The sequence below is a fragment of the Vicinamibacterales bacterium genome (genome assembly GCA_035699745.1).
In the GTDB taxonomy this organism is placed as follows: domain Bacteria; phylum Acidobacteriota; class Vicinamibacteria; order Vicinamibacterales; family 2-12-FULL-66-21; genus JAICSD01.
Map to the genome: position 1 here is coordinate 61,723 of DASSPH010000055.1, position 18,040 is coordinate 79,762.

Sequence of the window (18,040 nt, forward strand, 5' to 3'; positions counted from 1 at the left end):
GCGGGGCTTCGCCCCCGGACTCCTCTGCACGCCCGCTCGCGGTTGCTGCTGAAGTTGCGGGATAATCGGAACGGTCGATGCCGGTTCAGAAGATCCTCGTACTCGAGGCGCAAGTGCCGTTCGTGCACGGGGGTGCGGAGGTTCACGTACGCGAGCTGCTCCGCGAGCTGCGCGCGCGCGGCTACGACGCGGAGCTGGTGAGCGTCCCGTTCAAGTGGTATCCGAAAGACGAGATCCTGCCGCACGCGGCGGCGTGGCGGCTGCTGGATCTGAGCGAGAGCAACGGGCAGCCGATCGACCTCGTCATCGCGACCAAGTTTCCGACCTATTTCGCGCGGCATCCGAACAAGGTCGCGTGGCTGATTCACCAGTATCGCGCCGCGTACGAGCTGTGCGGGACCGAGTACAGCGATTTCGGGCACAACGAGCGGGACCTGGGGCTCCGCGACACGCTGATCCGGCTGGATACGGAGATGCTGGGGGAGTGCCGTCGCATCTACGCCAACGCCCGGAACACCGCGAATCGCGTGGCGAAGTACAACGGGCTGGCGGCCGAGGCGCTGTATCATCCGCCGAAGCTGGCGGCCCGGCTGCGCGCCGCGCCGCCGGCGTACGGCGACTTCGTGCTGTCGGTCGGCCGGATCGAGGCAGTGAAGCGCGTCGACCTGCTGGTGTCGGCCATGGCTCGCGTCGATAAGCCGATCAGGCTCGTGGTGGCGGGCGACGGCACGCAGCGCGGCAACGTCGAACGCGCCGCCGCGGAGGCGGGCGTCGCCGATCGAATCGACTTCCTCGGCTCGGTCGACGACGAGCGGCTGCTGGATCTGTATCGCCGGGCGCTGGCGGTGCTGTATCCGCCGTTCGACGAGGATTTCGGCTACGTCACGCTCGAGGCGTTCCTGTCCCGCAAACCGGTCGTGACCGCCGCCGATTCCGGGGGGCCCAACGAGTTCGTCGTCGACGGCGTGAACGGCTTCGTGCGCCCGCCCGATCCGTCGGCGTTCGCCGACGCCGTCAACGCGCTCGCCGCCGATCGGCGCCGCGCGGCGGCGCTGGGCGACGCCGGCTACGAGCGCGCGCGCACGATCACCTGGGACGGCGTGATTGAGAAGCTGGTGAGGCAAGCGAGCGGCGGATGAAAAAACTGATCATCCAGATTCCGTGCCTCAATGAGGCGCAGACGCTGCCGGCCACGCTCGCCGACCTGCCGCGGAGCATGGCCGGCGTGGACGTCGTCGAGATCCTGGTGATCGACGACGGCTCGCGCGACGGCACGGCGGAGGTGGCCCGCGCCTGCGGGGCGCATCACATCGTGCGGCTGCGGCGCAATCAGGGGCTGGCGGCGGCGTTCCGCGCCGGCATCGACGCCGGCCTGAAGCTCGGCGCCGACTTCATCGTCAACACCGACGCCGACAACCAGTACGCCGGGCACGAGATCCCCAGGCTGCTCGCGCCGCTGCTGCGCGGCGAGGCCGACATCTGCATCGGCGATCGCAACATCGCGGAGCTGCGGCACATGTCGTGGCGCAAGCGGCAGCTGCAGGCGCTCGGCAGCTGGGTGGTCCGGCAGGTGTCGAACACCTCGGTGCCCGACACCACCAGCGGCTTCCGCGCCTACACGCGCGAAGCCGCGCTGCGCATGACCATCGTCTCCGAGTTCTCGTACACGCTGGAGTCGATCATCCAGGCCGGCAAGAAGCGCATGGCCATCGCCCACGTGCCGATCGCGGTCAACCCGCGGACGCGCGAGTCGCGCCTGTTCGACAGCGTCTTCTCCTATATCAAGCGGTCCGGCGCCACCATCGTCCGCATCTACGCGATGTACGAGCCGCTGAAGGTCTTCACCTACCTGGGGCTCACGATCTTCGGCGGCGGCGTGCTGCTCGCGCTGCGCTACGGCTACTACGTGCTGCGAAGCGAAGGCTTCAAGCACACCGGCTCGCTCATCGCCGCGGCGGTGCTGATGATCGTCGGCTTCATGGTGCTGGTGATCGGCCTCGTGGCGGATCTGATCTCCGCCAACCGCAAGCTGCTCGAGGATCTGCTCTACCGGGTGCGCGGGCTCGAGCTGCCGCCCGAGGAGCGCGACCGCGAGGGGCCGACGGTGACGCACGCGTCCGAACGCGTCGACCGGTGGGAACACTAGGTGGCGGATCCCTCCGCAGTCTCGGTCGTCATCCCCGCGTACAACGAGAGCGCGGCCATCGCCGAGGTGATCGCGGTGCTGCGCGGCGCGGCGCACTGGCGGGAAATCATCGTCGTCGACGACGGCTCGACCGACGGCACCGGCGAACGCGCCGCCGCCGCCGGCGCCACCGTCGTCCGACATCCGTACAACATCGGCAACGGCGCCGCGGTGAAGAACGGCATCCGCCGCGCCGGCGGCGACTACATCCTGATCGTGGACGCCGACGGCCAGCATCCCGCCGAAGATGCGCTCCGCCTGGTGGACAAGCTCGGCCCCTACGACCTCGTGGTCGGCGCGCGCTCGGCGAGAACCCAGGCGACGCACGCCCGGCGCGCCGGCAACGGCCTGCTGAACCGGTTCGCGAGCTACCTCACGGGACGCGACATCCCGGATCTCACGTCAGGGTTCCGCGCCGCACGCGCATCCGGCCTCCGCGAGTTCCTGCATCTGCTGCCCAACGGCTTCTCGACGCCGACGACGACGACGCTGGCGTTCATCAAGGGTGGGTACAGCGTGACGTTCGAGCCGATTCACGCGCGGCAGCGGACGGGACAATCGAAGATCAAGCTGGCGCGCGACGGCGCGAAGTTCCTGATGATCATCTTCAAGATCATCACGATCTTCAGCCCGTTCAGGATCTTCCTGCCGATCAGCGCCGCGGCGCTCGCGCTCGGCGCCGGCTACGGCATGTGGAACGTGGTGATGCACTCGCGCATTCCCAACGGATCGGTGCTGCTGATTCTGTTCGCGGTCGTCGTGTTCCTCGTCGGGCTGGTGTCGGAGCAGATCTCCGCGCTGCGGTTCGAAGGACGGCGGTGACGGCGCCGCCGACGCGGCTGCGGCTGCCGGCGTGCCTGGCGCTCGCGCTGGCGCTGCGCCTCGGGTTCGCGCTGTTCTACTGGGTCGATCAGCCGCTGACCCACGACGAGCGCGAGTATCTGGCGCTCGGCCGCAGCGTGGCGCGCGGCGACGGCTTTCACTACCCCGCCGACGAGCCGCGCCCGGGAACCGCGCAGCAGTTCGGGCGCGCTCCGGGATATCCGCTGTTCCTCGCCGCCCTCGGCCTCCGCGAGCCCGCGGACCACGCGCCGCGGCGCCTGCAGATCGCCCAGGCGCTCGCCGGCACGCTCATCGTCTGGCTGATCGCGTCGATCGCCTCGCGCGCTGCGGGCCCGCGTGCGGGAACGGCGGCGGCGGCGATCGCGGCGGTGTACCCGCCGCTGGTGTGGACGCCGGCATACGTACTCAGCGAGACGCTGTTCTCGGTGCTGGCGCTCGCCGCGGCGCGGGCGCTGCAGGAGCGAGGATCGAGGGGCGAGGGGCGAGGATCGGAAACGATTCTGCCGATCCTCGAGCCGCGAACCGCGTTGGCCGGCGTTCTCACCGGCGCCGCGATTCTGACCCGGCCGGGGCTGATCTTCTTCCTGCCGTTCGCCGCGGTGTGGCTGTGGCGGAGCAGGCGCGCGGCGCATGGGGCGATCTTCGTCCTCGTCGCCGCGCTCTGCGTCGCTCCGTGGACGATCCGCAATCACCGGGTCTACGGACGCTGGATTGCCGTGGCCTCCGAAGGCGGGGTGACGTTCTGGACCGGGAACCATCCGCTGGCGGTCGGTGAGGGGGATCTCGCCGCGAACCCGGCGATCAAGCGGGCCGAGCTGGAATTCCGCGGCGCGCATCCGGGATTGACGGCGGAGGAGCTGGAGCCGCTCTACTATCGCGACGCGTTCGCGTGGATCCGCGCCAACCCGGGCGCCTGGCTCTGGTTGATGGCGCGCAAGGCGTTCTACACGGTCGTGCCGGCGGGCCCGTCATATGCGGTACACTCGGCGAAGTACGTCGTCGCGTCGGTCGCGGCCTATCTGGCGGTTCTCGCGGCGGCGATCGCCGGCGCGTGGCGGTGGCGGAAATCGCAGCGGCGCACGGGCCCCGTCGCACTGTGGCTGATGGCGGCGTCGACCGTGGCGGCGGGCCTGATCTTCTTCCCGCAGGAACGGTTCCGGATCCCGGTGATCGACCCGGCCTTGATCGTCACCGCCGCCCTGCTGGCGGGCCTTCGCACCCGCGAACGCACGGAGTGAGCCCACGCGAGCCGCCGACCAACTTATGAACGTGTTGATTGTCACTCCGACGTATAACGAGCGCGACAATCTGCCGGTCCTCGCCGAGGGCGTTCTCAAGTACGACGGCACCCGCATGCTGGTCGTCGATGATGGATCGCCGGACGGCACCGGCGCGGTGGCGGACGCGCTGGCGGCGCGGCATCCCGGGCGCATCGAAGTGATGCATCGCACCGGGCCGCGCGGGCTGGGGCGTTCGTACGTCGACGGCCTGCTCCACGCGATCCGCGAAGGGCGTGCCGAGTTCATCTGCCAGATGGATGCCGACCTGTCGCACAATCCGGACTACCTGCCGGAACTGGTTCGCGCCGCCGGGTCGCAGGACCTGGTGATCGGCTCGCGCTATCTGCGCGGCGTCAGCGTCGTGAACTGGCCGCTGCATCGGATCTTTCTGAGCGCGTTCGGCAACCGCTACATCCGGCTCATCACCTCGCTGTCGGCCAGCGACTGCACCAGCGGGTACCGCTGCTGGCGGCGCGAAGCGCTGGCGCGCATGCCGATCGCCGACATGGTCTCGGACGGCTACTCGTTCCTCGTCGAGATGCTCTACGAGGCGCAGCGGCGCGGCCTGCGGATTGGCGAGGTGCCGATCATCTTCATCGAGCGCCGCGTCGGGCAGTCGAAGCTCTCCGGCAACGTCCTCCTCGAGTCGCTGATCATGCCCTGGCGGCTCGTGTTCCGCTCACGCTCGTAGCATGCGCCACGTCGTCGTGATGGTGACGACATCGTATCCGCGGTTCCCCGGCGATTCCGTCGGCACGTTCATGGAGCCGATCGCCAGGACGGTGGCGGCGCGCGGCCACGAAGTGCACATCGTCGCGCCGTGGCACCCGCGCATCGTGCGCGGCCGGGTGGAAGACGGCGTGCACTTTCATTTCTTCCGGTATGCCCCGGTCGAGTCGCTGAACGTGTTCGGCTACGCCGCCGGACTCCGCGCCGACGTGACGCTCAAGGCGGCGGCATGGCTGGCGGCGCCGCTGGCGCTCGCGGCGGGATGGTTCAAGGCGATGCGCGTCGCCCGGAAGCGCCGCGCGACGGTGATGCACGGCCACTGGGTCGTGCCGGGCGGCGTGATCGCCGCCGCCGCCCGCCCGGCGCTGCCGCTCGTCGTCAGCCTGCACGGGTCGGATGTGTTCGTCGCCGAGCGGACCCCGCCGGCGGGCGCGGCGGCGCGGCGGGTGTTCGCGCGCGCCGGCTTCGTAACCGCGTGCAGCGAGGACCTGGCGCGGCGCGCGATCGCGCTCGGCGCGCCGGCGGACCGGATCGAGGTCGTGCCGTACGGGGTGGATACCACGCGCTTCCGGCCGGCGCCGGAACGGCGCGCGGCGTTGCGCTCGCGTCTTGGCATCGGCGACGATCGGCCGCTCGTCGTCGCCGCCGGACGGCTGGTTCGCAAGAAGGGCTTCGAGTACCTGATCGATTCCATGGCGGCGCTGCGCGCCGTCCACCTCGCGATCGCGGGGGATGGCGATCTCGCGGCGGAGCTGCATGAGCGCGCCATCCGCGCCGGCGTCGCCGATCGCGTGCACCTGCTCGGCAACCTGCCCCAGGACGAGGTCGGCGCATGGTTCGGCGCCGCCGACGTCGTCGCGATTCCGTCCGTGCGCGACGACAGCGGCAACGTGGACGGGCTGCCGAACACCGCGCTCGAGGCGCTGGCGTCGGGCACGGCAGTAGTCGCGACGGCGGCGGGCGGCCTCGGCAGCGTGGTCCTGGACGACAGGACTGGCGCCGTGGTGCCGGAACGTGACTCGGCGGCGCTGGCCCGGACGATCACCGCGCTGCTCGGCGATCCGGCGCGCCGCGCCCGGCTCGGCGCGGCCGGCCGCGAGGCGGTCATCGCCCGTTTCGGCTGGCCGGCTGCGGCGGAACGGTTCGAATTCGCTTACGATCGTGCTCTTGCCTTCAGGTCACTCAGCCGATAACATTTGGCGCCCCATGTCCGCTGAAAGCCCGGTGAAGGGGCTGAGCGTGTTCTTTCCCGCTTACAACGACAGCGGGACTATCGCGAGCCTCGTCATCACGGCGCTCCGCAGCGCCCGCAAGCTGACGTCCGACTTCGAGGTCATCGTCGTCAACGACGGCAGCGCCGACAGGACCGCGGAGATTCTCGACGAGCTGGCGCGGACCTACCCCGAGGTGCGCGTCGTCCACCACGAGCGCAATCGCGGCTACGGCGGCGCGCTGCGGACCGGTTTCGCGACGGCCACTCGCGAACTGGTCTTCTACACCGACGGCGACGCGCAGTACGATCCGTCCGAGATGGAGCTCCTGTGGCGGCGGCTGGACGATTCGGTGGACGTCGTCAACGGCTACAAGATCAGCCGTTCGGATCCGATGCACCGCATCGTCATCGGCCGGCTGTATCACCACACCGTGAAGCTGCTGTTCGGGCTCCGCGTCCGCGACGTCGATTGCGACTTTCGCCTGATCCGGCGCTCGGTGTTCGACAAGGTGCGGCTCGAGAAGGACAGCGGCGTGATCTGCCTCGAGATGATGAAGAAGATCACGGACGCGGGATTCCGCATCGCCGAAGTGCCGGTGCACCACTATCACCGGGCGTACGGGAAGTCGCAGTTCTTCAACTTCGGCCGGCTGTTCCGCACCGGCGTGGACGTGATGAAACTGTGGGTCTCGCTGGTGATCCGGCGGGAGCATCTCAAGGCGCCGGGCCGCGTCGTTCATGATTCGAATGTCCGGTAGCGTCCCGTTCCTGAACCTCACGCCCGGCGAAGACGCGCAAGACATCCGGACCGCCATCGATCGCGTGGTGTCGCGCGGCTGGTTCGTGCTCGGCCCCGAGCTCGAGGCCTTCGAGGCGGAATTCGCCGCCGCCTGCGGCGCGCCGTACGCCGTCGGCGTGGGCACCGGCACCGACGCGCTGATGCTCGCGCTGCGCGTCCACGGCATCGGCCCGGGGGACGAAGTCATCACCTCGCCGCTGTCAGCCGCCTACTCCGCGCTCGCAATCATGATGACCGGCGCGCGTCCGGTCTTCGCCGACATCGATCCCGATCGACTGACGATCGATCCGCGCGCCGCGGAGGCGGCCGTCACACCGCGGACGCGCGCGCTGCTGCCCGTCCATCTCTACGGTCAGCCGGCCGACATGCCGGCGCTGATGCAGGTCGCGGAGCGGCACCGGCTGCTCGTCGTCGAGGACTGCTGCCAGGCGCACCTCGCGGCGTGCGCGGGGCGTCCGGTGGGTTCGTTCGGCGCCGCCGCGGCATACAGCTTCTATCCGACGAAGAATCTCGGCGCGTTGGGCGACGGGGGGGCCGTCACCGTCGCCGACGGCCAGATCGCGGCCCGGCTTCGCCGCCTGCGCAACGGCGGACAGACGGATCGTTACCAGCACCTCGAATTCGGCGTGAACACGCGGCTCGACGAAGTGCAGGCGGCGATCCTGCGGGCCCGCCTGAAATGGCTGCCGCGCTGGACGCAGCAGCGGCGGGCGCTGGCGGCGCGGTATCGCAGCGCGCTCGAGACGGCGCCGATCGCGGTCCCCGCCGAATACGATCCCGGGCACGTGTATCACCTGTTCCCGGTACTCTGTCGCCGCCGCGACGCGCTTCAGACACAGCTGAAAGCGCGCGGCATCGAGACGCTGATCCACTATCCGGTGCCGATCCCGCGGCAGCCCGCGCTCCAGTCCGAACGGCCCGCGATGTGTCCCGTCGCCGACCGCGTCTGCGCCGAAGTGCTGTCGCTCCCGCTCCATCCGGGGCTGACGTCGCAGACGGTCGATGAGGTGGCCGCGGCGGTCCGCGAGTTCGCTCCCGTGGCGTGATGCGGGTTCGACGTCTCCTGCTGCTCGCCGCGATCGCAGCGGCGAACTTTGCGGTCTTCGAAGCGGCGCTGCGCACCTGGGGTCACTCGGAAGCGGCGCCCGCGTTCCAATCGCTGTTCGTGCCCGATCCCGCGATCGGCTACCGGCTGCGGCCCGGCGCCCGCGTGCGCTTCGCGACCGCGGAATTCGACACCGTGATCGCCATCAACGATCAGGGCGTGCGGGACGACGAGCCGATCGGGCCCAAGCCTCCGAACGAGCGGCGGATCGTCGTGCTCGGCGACTCGCTCGTGCTCGCGGTTCAGGTCGACCAGCGGCAGACGTTCTGCGAGCTGCTGGAGCAGCGGCTGAACCGCGGCGGCGGGCCGATTCGATACCGCGTCATCAACGCCGGCGTCCAGGGCTACGGCCCGGTAGAGGAACTGCTCTTCTTCCGCCACGTCGCGCGCGCATTCCAGCCGGATCTGGTGATTGCGACGGTCTTTGTCGGCAACGACGCGGAGGAAGCGGTCGGATCGGCGCCGCGCCTGCGCGACCGCCCGCTCGCCGAAACGATCTCCGAGTCGACGATGACGCGGCTGCGGCGCGTCGTGCGGCGCAGCATGGTCCTCCAGATCCTGCGGCTCCGCCTCGTCGCCGTCACCTCGCGGTTCTCCGGCCGCGGCGCGCCGCCCGAGCCGCCGCTGCAGTCCTACGCCGAGCATCCCGCGCCGCGCATCGCCGACGGACTGCGCATCACCCGCGAATGCGTGGATGCGATCGCCGCCGAGGCGCGCGACGCGGGGGCGCGCACGACGGTCATGCTGATGCCGGCGCGATTCCAGGTGGACGACGCCGATTACGGCCGGCTCAAAGAGGCGGTCGCGGCCGCGGGCGGCCATCTCGTTCGCGACGCAGCGACCGAGCGGTTCGACGCCGCGCTCGCGCCGCTGCCACGGCTCGACGCGCTGCCGCCGCTTCGCGCCTCCCTGCCCGGGCCGGACGTCTTCTTCCAGCAGACGGTTCACCTGACGCCGCGCGGCCACGAGATCGTCGCCGACGCGCTCGAGGCGTTCCTGCGGCGCCAGGGCCTGTGAGGCCGTGGTTTTCAATTCCCTCCAGTTCCTCTGGTTCTTCGTCGTCGTCTACGGGCTCTACCGCGCGGCGGCGGCGCTGCTGCCGCCGCCCGGTGCGCGGCGCGCGCAGAACTGGCTGCTCCTCGTCGCCAGCTACTACTTCTACGCGGCATGGGACTACCGCTTCCTCGCCCTGCTGGCCGCCTCGACGCTGGTCGACTACACGTGCGGGCTGCTCATGGGCCGGACGTCGGATCGGGCGCGGCGACGGACGCTGCTGTGGCTGAGCATCGGCTTCAACCTGACGCTGCTCGGCTTCTTCAAGTACTTCAATTTCTTCGCCGACAACCTCCACGCGCTGTTCGCCGCACTCGGCTGGCAACTCGACTTCGTGACCGTGCGCATCCTGCTGCCGATCGGGATCTCGTTCTACACCTTCGTGACGATGAGTTACGTCATCGACGTGTATCGCGGGGAGATCGAGCCGACGCGCAAGCTGGTGGACTTCGCGGTGTTCGTCGCGTACTTTCCCCACCTCGTCGCCGGCCCGATCCTGCGCGCGACGGCGCTGCTGCCGCAGATCGCCGGGATGCGCCGGATCACGCCGCAGCAGATGCGCGACGGCGCGTGGCTGTGCGCCTGGGGGTTCTTCCAGAAGATCTTCGTCGCCGACAACCTCGGTCCGCTGGTGTCGAAGGTGTTCGAGTCGGACACGCACCCTGCCGGCGTCAACGTCCTGCTCGCCACCTACGCGTTCGCATTCCAGATCTACGGCGACTTCGCCGGCTACTCGAACATCGCGCGGGGCACGTCGAAATGGATGGGGATCGAGCTGATCGAGAACTTCCGCTTTCCCTACCTGGTGACGACGCCGCAGGCGTTCTGGCGTCACTGGCACATCAGCCTCTCGACCTGGCTGCGTGACTACCTCTACATCCCGCTCGGCGGCAGCCGCGGCGGGGCGTGGAAGACGCGTCGCAACCTCTTCGTGACCATGCTGCTCGGCGGGCTGTGGCACGGCGCGGCATGGACCTTCGTGCTCTGGGGGGTCTACCAGGGAATCCTGCTGATTCTCTACCGGCCGTTCGAGGCGGCGTTTTCGAAGCTGACCGCGGCCTGGCGCTTCGCCGCCTGGGCCGTCATGTTCCACCTGACGTGTTACGGCTGGCTCATCTTCCGGTCCACCTCGTTCGGGAAGCTTCGCGAGCTGACGGTCAGCCTGTTCACGCAGTTCGCGCCCGGGTCGGCCGACATTCCAGGCCTGCTCGTCCCGCTGCTCGTCTACACGGGTCCGCTGCTCATCGTCCATCTCCTCGAGGCGCGGGCAGACGATGTCCTCGCCGTGCCGAGACTGCCGATCGGGGTGCGCTATACCATCTATGTAGCGACGCTCTATCTGATCCTGCTGTTCGGCAACTTCGGCGGTTCGGACTTCATCTACTTCCAGTTCTGATGGATCTGCTGCTGCTCCTTCTGCGCGTCGCCGGCGTCTGCTGGCTGCCGGGGTGGGCGATCTTCCGGCTGCCGCTCGCGGATCGCGACCGTCGTGCGGCGCTGCCGGCGGAGGAGCGCGCCTTCTGGGCGATCGTGCTGAGCGCGGCGACCTCCATCGTGGTGGTGCTCGCGCTGGCGGCGGCCCACCGGTACAGCTTCGAACGGCTGCTCATCGCGGACGGCGTGCTCGTCGTGGCGCTGGCGGCGGCGGCGCGATTCGACGTGCGGCTGGGGCCGGCGGCGCGCCGCGCCGGGCCCGCGGTGATCGTCCCGATCCTGCTCGCCGTGTTCGCCGCGTGGCGGTTCCTTCCGCCCGCCGAATACATCATCGGCGGCAAGGACCCGGGCGTGTATGTCAACGAGGGAATCCAGATCGCGCAGCGAGGCGCGCTGGTCGCGGCCGATCCGGTCGTGGCGGCCGTTCCGGGATTTGCCCGCGATCTGTTCCTGCCGAGCGACCGGCCGGCGGATGAATACCTCGCCCCGCGGTTCATGGGGTTCTACATCCTCGACCCGGATCGCGGCCGCGTGGTCGCGCAGTTCCCCCACGTGTTCCCGGCGTCGATCGCGATCGGCTACGGGCTGAACGGCCTGACCGGCGCGCGCATGGCGGTCGTGTTCTGGGGCGTGCTCGGCGTGCTGTCGGTGTATTGCCTCGGCGCGCGGCTGCTCGGCCGTCCTGCCGCGGCGGCGGCAGCGCTGCTCCTGTCGTTGCACGTCATCCAGCTCTGGTTCGCGCGCTATCCCAACGCCGACATCGTCATGCAGGCGCTGCTGCTGGCGGCGATCCTCGCCAGCGCGCGCGCACACGTGGACGGCGACGCGTTCTTCGCGCCGGTCGCCGCCGTCCTGCTCGGGCTGCTGCTGTTTCTGAGAGTCGACGCCGTGGTCGCGGCCGCCGCGGTGATCGCCGGCGTGCTGCTCGGCTACGCGGTCCGTCAGCGGTTCCACTGGCCGTTCTGGCCGCCGCTCGCCGCGGCGGCGGCGCTCGCGTGGTGGTACTACACCGGTCCGATGCGGGCCTACGTGGAAGTCCCGCTGGCATTCCTGTGGCGCGTCCCGGCGTGGCAGTTCATCGCGCTTGCCGCCCTGGGGATCGTCCTGATCGGTCTGGTCGCCGCCGGACGGCGTTCCGACGCCGCATCGCGCCGGGTCACCGCGCTGCTGCCGCCGGTGCTGACGGTAATCGTTGTGGCGCTGGCGGCGTACGCGTTCCTGCTGCGGCAGCCCGGAGGAAAGCTGACCGACTACGACGCCCACGCGCTGCGGACCTTCGCGAACTTCTACTTCACCGTACCGGCGCTGATCGCGGCGCTCGTCGGCTACGCGCTCCTGGCGCGCTCCATCTTCTGGCGCGACCCCGCGTTCATGCTGACGATCACCGCGTTCTCGCTGTTCTTCTTCTACAAGATTCGCATCGTCCCGGATCATTTCTGGATGGCGCGGCGGTTCGTTCCCGTCATCCTCCCGGGGGCGCTGCTGCTGGTGGCGGGCGCCGCGCTGACCGGCGTGCGCGGCCGGCTGCTGTTCACGCGCGCGATCCGCGGACCGATCGGGATCGTGTTCCTGGCGCTGCTGGCGGTTCACTACGCCCGCGCCGCCCGGCCGGTCGTGGAGCACGTGGAGTACGCCGGCATCGCAGCGCGGCTCGAGGCGCTGGCGGCACGAATCGGAGACGACGACCTCCTGATCGCCGAATCACGCGATGCCGGTTCGGACGTTCACGTGCTGGCGCTCCCGCTCGCCTACATCTACGGCCGCAACGTGCTGGTGCTGGCGACCCCGGTGCCGGACAAACCCACCTTCGCCGCGTTCCTCGACGCGGCGCGCACGCGCTACCGGCGCGTGCTGTTCCTCGGCGGCGGCGGCACCGACCTGCTGTCGTCGCGCTGGACGGTCGAGCCGATCGAGAGCGTCCGGTTCCAGGTCCCCGAATACGACTCGCCGCGCAACGCCTATCCGCGCTTCAGCAAACAGAAGGAGTTCGACTACAGCGTCTACGTATTCGGCCCGCGGTCGACGGAGCCGCCGCCGGACACGCTCGACGTCGGCGTCGGCGACGATCTCCACGTGCTCCGCTTTCACGCCAAGGAACAGTCCAACGGCATCACCTATCGCTGGACCCAGGCGCAGTCGTTCCTCGTGGTCGACCGCGTTCCCCCCGGCGCGAAGACGCTGGTGCTGTCGATGGCCGACGGCGGCCGGCCCGCGGCGGCGCCGGCGGCCGACGTCACCGTCCTCATCGGCGGCCGCGCGCTCGGCACGGTTCGCGTGCGCGGCGGCTTCCGCGACTACGAGGTGCCGATTCCGGGTGAGGTCGCGGCAGCGGCGGCCGCCGGCGGCGAACCGGTGCGCGTGACCATCCGCACGCCGGCGTGGAATCCGCTTCGCACGCTCGGCACGAATGACGACCGCGATCTCGGCGTCATGCTGGATCGCGTGGCGGTAAGATGACCCGCACGCCCGAATGGCCCTGACCATCTACGATCGCCGCGAGCGGGCGCTCGTGACGCTCGCGGATGCGCTGCTCCAGCCGGCGGCCGTTCGACGCTTCTTCCGGCGCGGGCGGCCCGGGGCTCCCCGCCGCATCCTGTGCCTGCGGATCGAGCGCATCGGCGATCTCCTCATGACCCTGCCGGCGCTCGCCGAGTTGCGCGCGCTGGCGCCGGACGCGACGATCGATCTCGTGGTCGGCAGCTGGAACCGCGACATCGCGTCGGCAATCCCGGGCGTGAGCGCCGTCGAAACGCTGGACGCCGCCTGGCTGGCGCGCGGCGCGTCGGGGCGTTCACCGCTTGGGCTCGCCGCCCGCGCGGCGCGCTGGCGATCGCGCAAGTACGACCTCGCGATCAATTTCGAGCCGGACATCCGATCGAACGTGGCGCTGGCGGCATCCGGCGCCAGGCGGACGGCGGGGTTCCGCAGCGGCGGCGGCGGCCCGCTGCTCGACGTCGCGCTCGACTACGACCCGAGCCGGCACACCGCGGACAACGCCGTCCGCCTCGTGCGCGCCGCGCTGGGCGGATCTGCCGAAGCGGCACCGGCGACGCTGCAGATCCCCGATGCATCCCGCGCCGAGGCGGAACGGCTGCTGGCACCGCTCGGCACCCGCCTCAAGGCCGGCATGCATGTCAGCGGCGGCCGCGACGTGAAACAGTGGCCGGAGGCGCGATTCCGTGAAGTCGCCGAGCACCTGGTCCGCGATCGCTCCGCCGCCGTGGTGCTGACGGGCGCGCCCGCCGATCGGCCGCAGGTGGACCTCGTGCGCGCCGCCCTGCCGCCGGAACGCACGCTCGATCTCTCCGGCACCGCGAACCTCCTGACCGTCGCCGCCGTGATCCAGCAGCTCGACCTGTTCGTCACGGGCGATACCGGCCCGATGCACCTCGCGCACGCCGTCGGCACGCCGATCGTGGCGGTGTTCGGCCCGTCCGACCCGCGGCGCTACGCGCCGCGCGGGCTGCGCGACGTGGTGGTGCGCATCGATCTGCCGTGCAGTCCGTGCAACCGCATCCGCCTGCCGCCGGCTCGCTGCACCGGCCACACGCCCGATTGCCTCGCCGGCATCGACGCCGCACAGGTGATCGCCGCGATCGACGACGTGCTCAGGGAGGCGGAGCGATGATCCGCCTCGACATCGAGTCCGGCACCGGGCCGCGGCGCATCGATCTGTTCTCGTATCTCGAGCCGGCCGACGAGGAGCGGGCGCAGGAGGACGCCTACGCGTGGATCAAGGCGGTGCGCCACCTGCGCGTCGACGGGCAGCGCTTCCGCTCGCGGTTCACGCTGCGGGGGGACTCGCTCTGGTGGTTCGCCGAGCTGTACCTCAACAAGCAGCAGGCGATCCTCACGGTGCTGCGCGCGCTCTCCGCGTTCGCCACCATGGCGGATCGCGAGCGCCCGCTCGCGGTCACGTGCGAGGACCGCGCCTACGGCGGCGTCATCGCCCAGGCCGCGGCCGCGCGGCGGATCCGGTACGCCGGCGCCGGCTGGCCCAGCGAGACCGGACGGCTGCTGCGCATGGAAGCGCGGGCGTCCGCGCTCGCGGCGGCGGCGCGGCTGTCGCGCCTGCGGGCCGGCCGCGCGGACGACAGGCAGGTCGCGATCGCGGCATTCGTGCACCGCGCGTTCTGGCGAAGCGGTGTGGAGGATGGGAGCGCGGAGTCATACATCGGTCCCGTCCTGCGCGAACTGGAAGCGCAGGTCGGACCGCCGGACATCCGCTACGTCGGGGTGGGTCCGCGGAGCAACTTCCGCGCGCGCCGCTGGTGGGACCCGATCGCCCCCGAGGCGGGCGCGGGCAGCGTCCCCGTCGAACGGTACGCCCCGTGGCCGGCGCTCGCGGCGGCGCGAGCGCTCTACCGCGAACGCCATGCGATCCGCCGCGCGATGTGGGGCAGCGCCGACCTGCGCGAACACGCCGTCATCCGCGGCTGCGACTGCTGGCCGCTGGTCAGGCACCAGCTGGCCGGGATCGCCCTGCTGCAGTTCACGTGGTCGGCCCGTGCCATGGACGAGGCCGCGGCCGCGCTCGACCGGCTCCGCCCGAAGATCGCCGTCACCTACGCCGAAGCGGGCGGCTGGGGACGCGCGCTGGCGCTCGAGTGCCGCCGCCGCGGCGTTCCGCTCGCCGGGCTCCAGCATGGATTCATCTACCGCCACTGGCTGAACTACCGCCACGAGCCCGACGAAGCTCAGCCGGATCCGGACAACGCATCCGATCGCGGGTTTCCCTTCCCGGCGTCGACGCTGCTCTTCGACGAGCGAACGGCCGACCATCTGACGAGCGTTGGACGCTTTCCGCCGTCCGCGCTGCAGGTCACCGGCAGCCCCAGGCTCGACGAGATGCAGGCGTCCATCCGCGCGCTCGCGCCGGACGCCGTCGACGCGGCCCGGCAGCAGGCGGGCGCTGCCGGCCGCGCGCTCGTGGTCTTTGCCGCAAAGGAACGCGAAGCGCGCCGCTCGCTGCCGGCGCTGATCGCCGCGGTGCGCGCCATGCCCGACGTGCAGCTCGCGATCAAGCCCCACCCCGCCGAGACCCCCGAGGTGTATGCCTCAGCGGTCTCGGGCGCCGCCAACGTCTCTGTGCTGCCGGCGTCCGCGGCGCTCGCGCCGCTGCTCGCGGCCGCGCAGGCGATCGTGACGGTGAACTCGACCGTGGCGATCGACGGATTGACGCTCGGCGTCCCCTCCCTGGTGATCGGTCTGCCGAACAATCTCACCCCGTTCGTCGACGCCGGTCTCATGGCCGGCGGGCGCACCGAGGAGGAAATCCGCGACGGGCTCGCGCGCGTCCTGTATGATCAGGAGTTCCGCAGCAGGATTCAGCGCAGCCGTGGAACGGAAGGCGGCCGGCCGGCCGCCGCGCGGTCCGCCGAGGCCATTCTGCGGATGACGGGAGCCAAGTAGATGCGTGTGTTGATAACAGGCGGCGCCGGGTTCGTCGGCTCGCACCTCGCCGAAGCGCTGCTCGATCGCGGCGACGAGGTCTACATACTCGACGACCTCTCGACCGGATCGATCGAGAACATCACGCATCTCAAGGCGAACCCGCGCTTCCACTACACCATCGACACCGTGGCGAACGAGCCGGTGCTCGCCGAGTTGATCGATCGCTGCGACACCGTGGTGCATCTCGCCGCCGCCGTCGGCGTCAAGCTCATCGTCGAGTCGCCGGTGCGCACGATCGAGACCAACGTTCACGGCACGGAGGTCGTGCTCAAGATCGCCGCGAAGAAGCGGAAGCTGGTCCTGATCGCGTCGACCTCCGAGGTCTACGGCAAGAGCGCGAAGGTCCCGTTCAGCGAGGACGCCGACCTCGTGCTCGGCCCGACCGACAAGCACCGGTGGGCCTACGCGTGCAGCAAGATGATCGACGAGTTCCTGGCGCTCGCATACTGGAAGGAGCGCAAGCTTCCGGTCATCATCGTCCGGCTGTTCAACACCGTCGGCCCGCGCCAGACCGGTCAGTACGGCATGGTGGTGCCGACGATGGTGAAACAGGCGCTCGCCGGGCGGCCGATCACCGTCTTCGGCGACGGCACGCAATCGCGCAGCTTCACCTACGTCGGCGACGTCGTGAGGGCTGTGGTAGCCTTGATCAACGAGCCTCGCGCCGTCGGGCAGGTCTTCAACATCGGCAACGGCAGGGAGATCTCGATCGCCGACCTGGCCGAACGGATCAAGGCGATGACGAACAGCGCCTCGCCGATCGTCAGGATTCCCTACGATCAGGCCTATGAAGCCGGCTTCGAGGACATGCCGAGGCGCGTTCCCGACATCTCGAAAATCCGCGCCCTCGTCGGCTACCAGCCGACGGTCGAGCTCGATGAGATCCTGACGCGCGTGATCGCGTCGCTCCGTACCTGATGAAACTCAAAGCTGCCGCCCGGCGCGCCGCCGAATCGGCGCTCCGCCGCCAGGCGAAGCCGATCCGCCGCCTGATGCTCGCGACCGGCCGCGATCGATCGCCGGTCCTGCCGGAGATCGTGCAGATCGAGAGCACCAACATCTGCAACGCCAAGTGCGTGTTCTGCCCGCGCGACGAGATGCACCGGGCGCAGGGGGTGATGAGCCGCGAGCTGTTCCGCAAGGTCGTGGACGAATGCGCCGCGCTCGGCATCACCCACGTCCGGATGCACAACTACGGCGAGGCCTTCCTCGATCGCCACCTCACCGAGAAAGTCCGCTACGCGAAAGAGAAGGGCATCAAGGAGGTCGGGATGATCAGCAACGGATCGCTGATCACCGAGAAGGTCGCGCGGGCGATCATCGAGGCCGGGCTCGACGCCATCAACATCAGCGTCGACGCCGGCGGCAAGGAGGTCTTCGAACAGACCCGCATCGGCCTCAACTACGACAAGGTGATCGCCAACATCGAGCGGCTGGTCCGGATCCGCGCCGAGCTGGGACGCGCCCGGCCGAAGCTCATTCTGTCGTTCGTGCGGCAGAACAATTCCGCCGACGAACAGGCGTTCATCGAGCACTGGCGCGCCATCGCCGACAAGATTCACATCACCGAGCTCCACAACTGGGCCGGCACGCTGAACCACGACTCGGACGTGAACTATCCCTGCTACCGCCCGTGGCTCACGTTCACCGTGCTGTGGGACGGCCGGGTGTCGCTCTGCTGCGCGGATTTCGACGGCAAGACCGTGCTCGGCGACCTCAATACCCAGACGATCGAGGAGGTCTGGAACTCGGACGCGTTCCGCGCCGTCCGCCGCGAGCACCTCGAGAGCGGCGGCCCCGACGTCTGCCGCGCCTGCGACCTCCCGAAGAAGGACTCGCCGCTCTGGATCACGAAGCTCGCCTGATCCATAAACTGTTGATACGCAAGGGCTAGCAGCTCTGCCTGCGGCTAAATTCGCTGCCCGGTCGTCTCAAAGGAGGCGTA

15 protein-coding genes are annotated in these 18,040 nt (G+C 70.0%); all 15 read left to right on the forward strand.

Features of this window, described 5'->3' with window-relative positions; translation table 11 throughout:
* Window positions 1–77: 77 nt before the first annotated feature.
* The 15 genes from VFK57_12065 to VFK57_12135 are packed head-to-tail and all read left to right on the forward strand — an operon-like array spanning window position 78 to window position 17,960.
* Window positions 78–1,139 carry a glycosyltransferase family 4 protein gene (locus VFK57_12065; protein ID HET7696438.1) on the forward strand — a complete coding sequence of 354 codons (1,062 nt, stop codon included), beginning with the start codon at window positions 78–80 and terminating at the stop codon, window positions 1,137–1,139.
* Window positions 1,136–2,146 carry a glycosyltransferase family 2 protein gene (locus tag VFK57_12070; protein HET7696439.1) on the forward strand — a complete coding sequence of 337 codons (1,011 nt, stop codon included), beginning with the start codon at window positions 1,136–1,138 and terminating at the stop codon, window positions 2,144–2,146. Before VFK57_12065 ends, VFK57_12070 begins: the two co-directional genes overlap by 4 nt.
* A complete protein-coding gene (locus VFK57_12075) occupies window positions 2,147–3,007 on the forward strand; it encodes a glycosyltransferase family 2 protein (GenBank protein HET7696440.1) in 861 nt (286 codons plus the stop codon).
* Window positions 3,004–4,266: a hypothetical protein gene (locus tag VFK57_12080; GenBank protein ID HET7696441.1), complete on the forward strand. Its 1,263-nt coding sequence runs from the start codon at window positions 3,004–3,006 to the stop codon at window positions 4,264–4,266. Before VFK57_12075 ends, VFK57_12080 begins: the two co-directional genes overlap by 4 nt.
* Before the next feature lie 25 nt (window positions 4,267–4,291).
* Window positions 4,292–4,999: a polyprenol monophosphomannose synthase gene (locus tag VFK57_12085; protein HET7696442.1), complete on the forward strand. Its 708-nt coding sequence runs from the start codon at window positions 4,292–4,294 to the stop codon at window positions 4,997–4,999.
* 1 nt (window position 5,000) lies between these two features.
* The gene (locus VFK57_12090) at window positions 5,001–6,230 is read left to right on the forward strand and encodes a glycosyltransferase family 4 protein (GenBank protein HET7696443.1); all 1,230 of its coding nucleotides are present in this window, start codon (window positions 5,001–5,003) and stop codon (window positions 6,228–6,230) included.
* A gap of 13 nt (window positions 6,231–6,243) precedes the next feature.
* Window positions 6,244–7,008: a glycosyltransferase family 2 protein gene (locus tag VFK57_12095; protein ID HET7696444.1), complete on the forward strand. Its 765-nt coding sequence runs from the start codon at window positions 6,244–6,246 to the stop codon at window positions 7,006–7,008.
* A complete protein-coding gene (locus VFK57_12100; protein ID HET7696445.1) occupies window positions 6,998–8,095 on the forward strand; it encodes a DegT/DnrJ/EryC1/StrS family aminotransferase in 1,098 nt (365 codons plus the stop codon). The genes VFK57_12095 and VFK57_12100 overlap by 11 nt, the downstream gene beginning before the upstream one ends.
* Window positions 8,095–9,171 carry a hypothetical protein gene (locus VFK57_12105; GenBank protein ID HET7696446.1) on the forward strand — a complete coding sequence of 359 codons (1,077 nt, stop codon included), beginning with the start codon at window positions 8,095–8,097 and terminating at the stop codon, window positions 9,169–9,171. The genes VFK57_12100 and VFK57_12105 overlap by 1 nt, the downstream gene beginning before the upstream one ends.
* A 4-nt stretch (window positions 9,172–9,175) precedes the next feature.
* A complete protein-coding gene (locus tag VFK57_12110) occupies window positions 9,176–10,603 on the forward strand; it encodes an MBOAT family O-acyltransferase (GenBank protein HET7696447.1) in 1,428 nt (475 codons plus the stop codon).
* Window positions 10,603–13,098 carry a glycosyltransferase family 39 protein gene (locus VFK57_12115; GenBank protein HET7696448.1) on the forward strand — a complete coding sequence of 832 codons (2,496 nt, stop codon included), beginning with the start codon at window positions 10,603–10,605 and terminating at the stop codon, window positions 13,096–13,098. The genes VFK57_12110 and VFK57_12115 overlap by 1 nt, the downstream gene beginning before the upstream one ends.
* A gap of 13 nt (window positions 13,099–13,111) precedes the next feature.
* The gene (locus tag VFK57_12120) at window positions 13,112–14,269 is read left to right on the forward strand and encodes a glycosyltransferase family 9 protein (protein HET7696449.1); all 1,158 of its coding nucleotides are present in this window, start codon (window positions 13,112–13,114) and stop codon (window positions 14,267–14,269) included.
* Window positions 14,266–16,053, forward strand: coding sequence for a hypothetical protein (locus VFK57_12125; protein ID HET7696450.1), 1,788 nt, complete (start codon window positions 14,266–14,268; stop codon window positions 16,051–16,053). Before VFK57_12120 ends, VFK57_12125 begins: the two co-directional genes overlap by 4 nt.
* Entirely contained in the window at window positions 16,054–17,013 is a 960-nt protein-coding gene (locus tag VFK57_12130; GenBank protein ID HET7696451.1) for a GDP-mannose 4,6-dehydratase, read from the forward strand. It begins immediately after the preceding gene.
* Window positions 17,013–17,960, forward strand: a complete 948-nt coding sequence (locus tag VFK57_12135; protein ID HET7696452.1) for a radical SAM/SPASM domain-containing protein — start codon at window positions 17,013–17,015, stop codon at window positions 17,958–17,960. Before VFK57_12130 ends, VFK57_12135 begins: the two co-directional genes overlap by 1 nt.
* Window positions 17,961–18,040 lie beyond the last annotated feature (80 nt).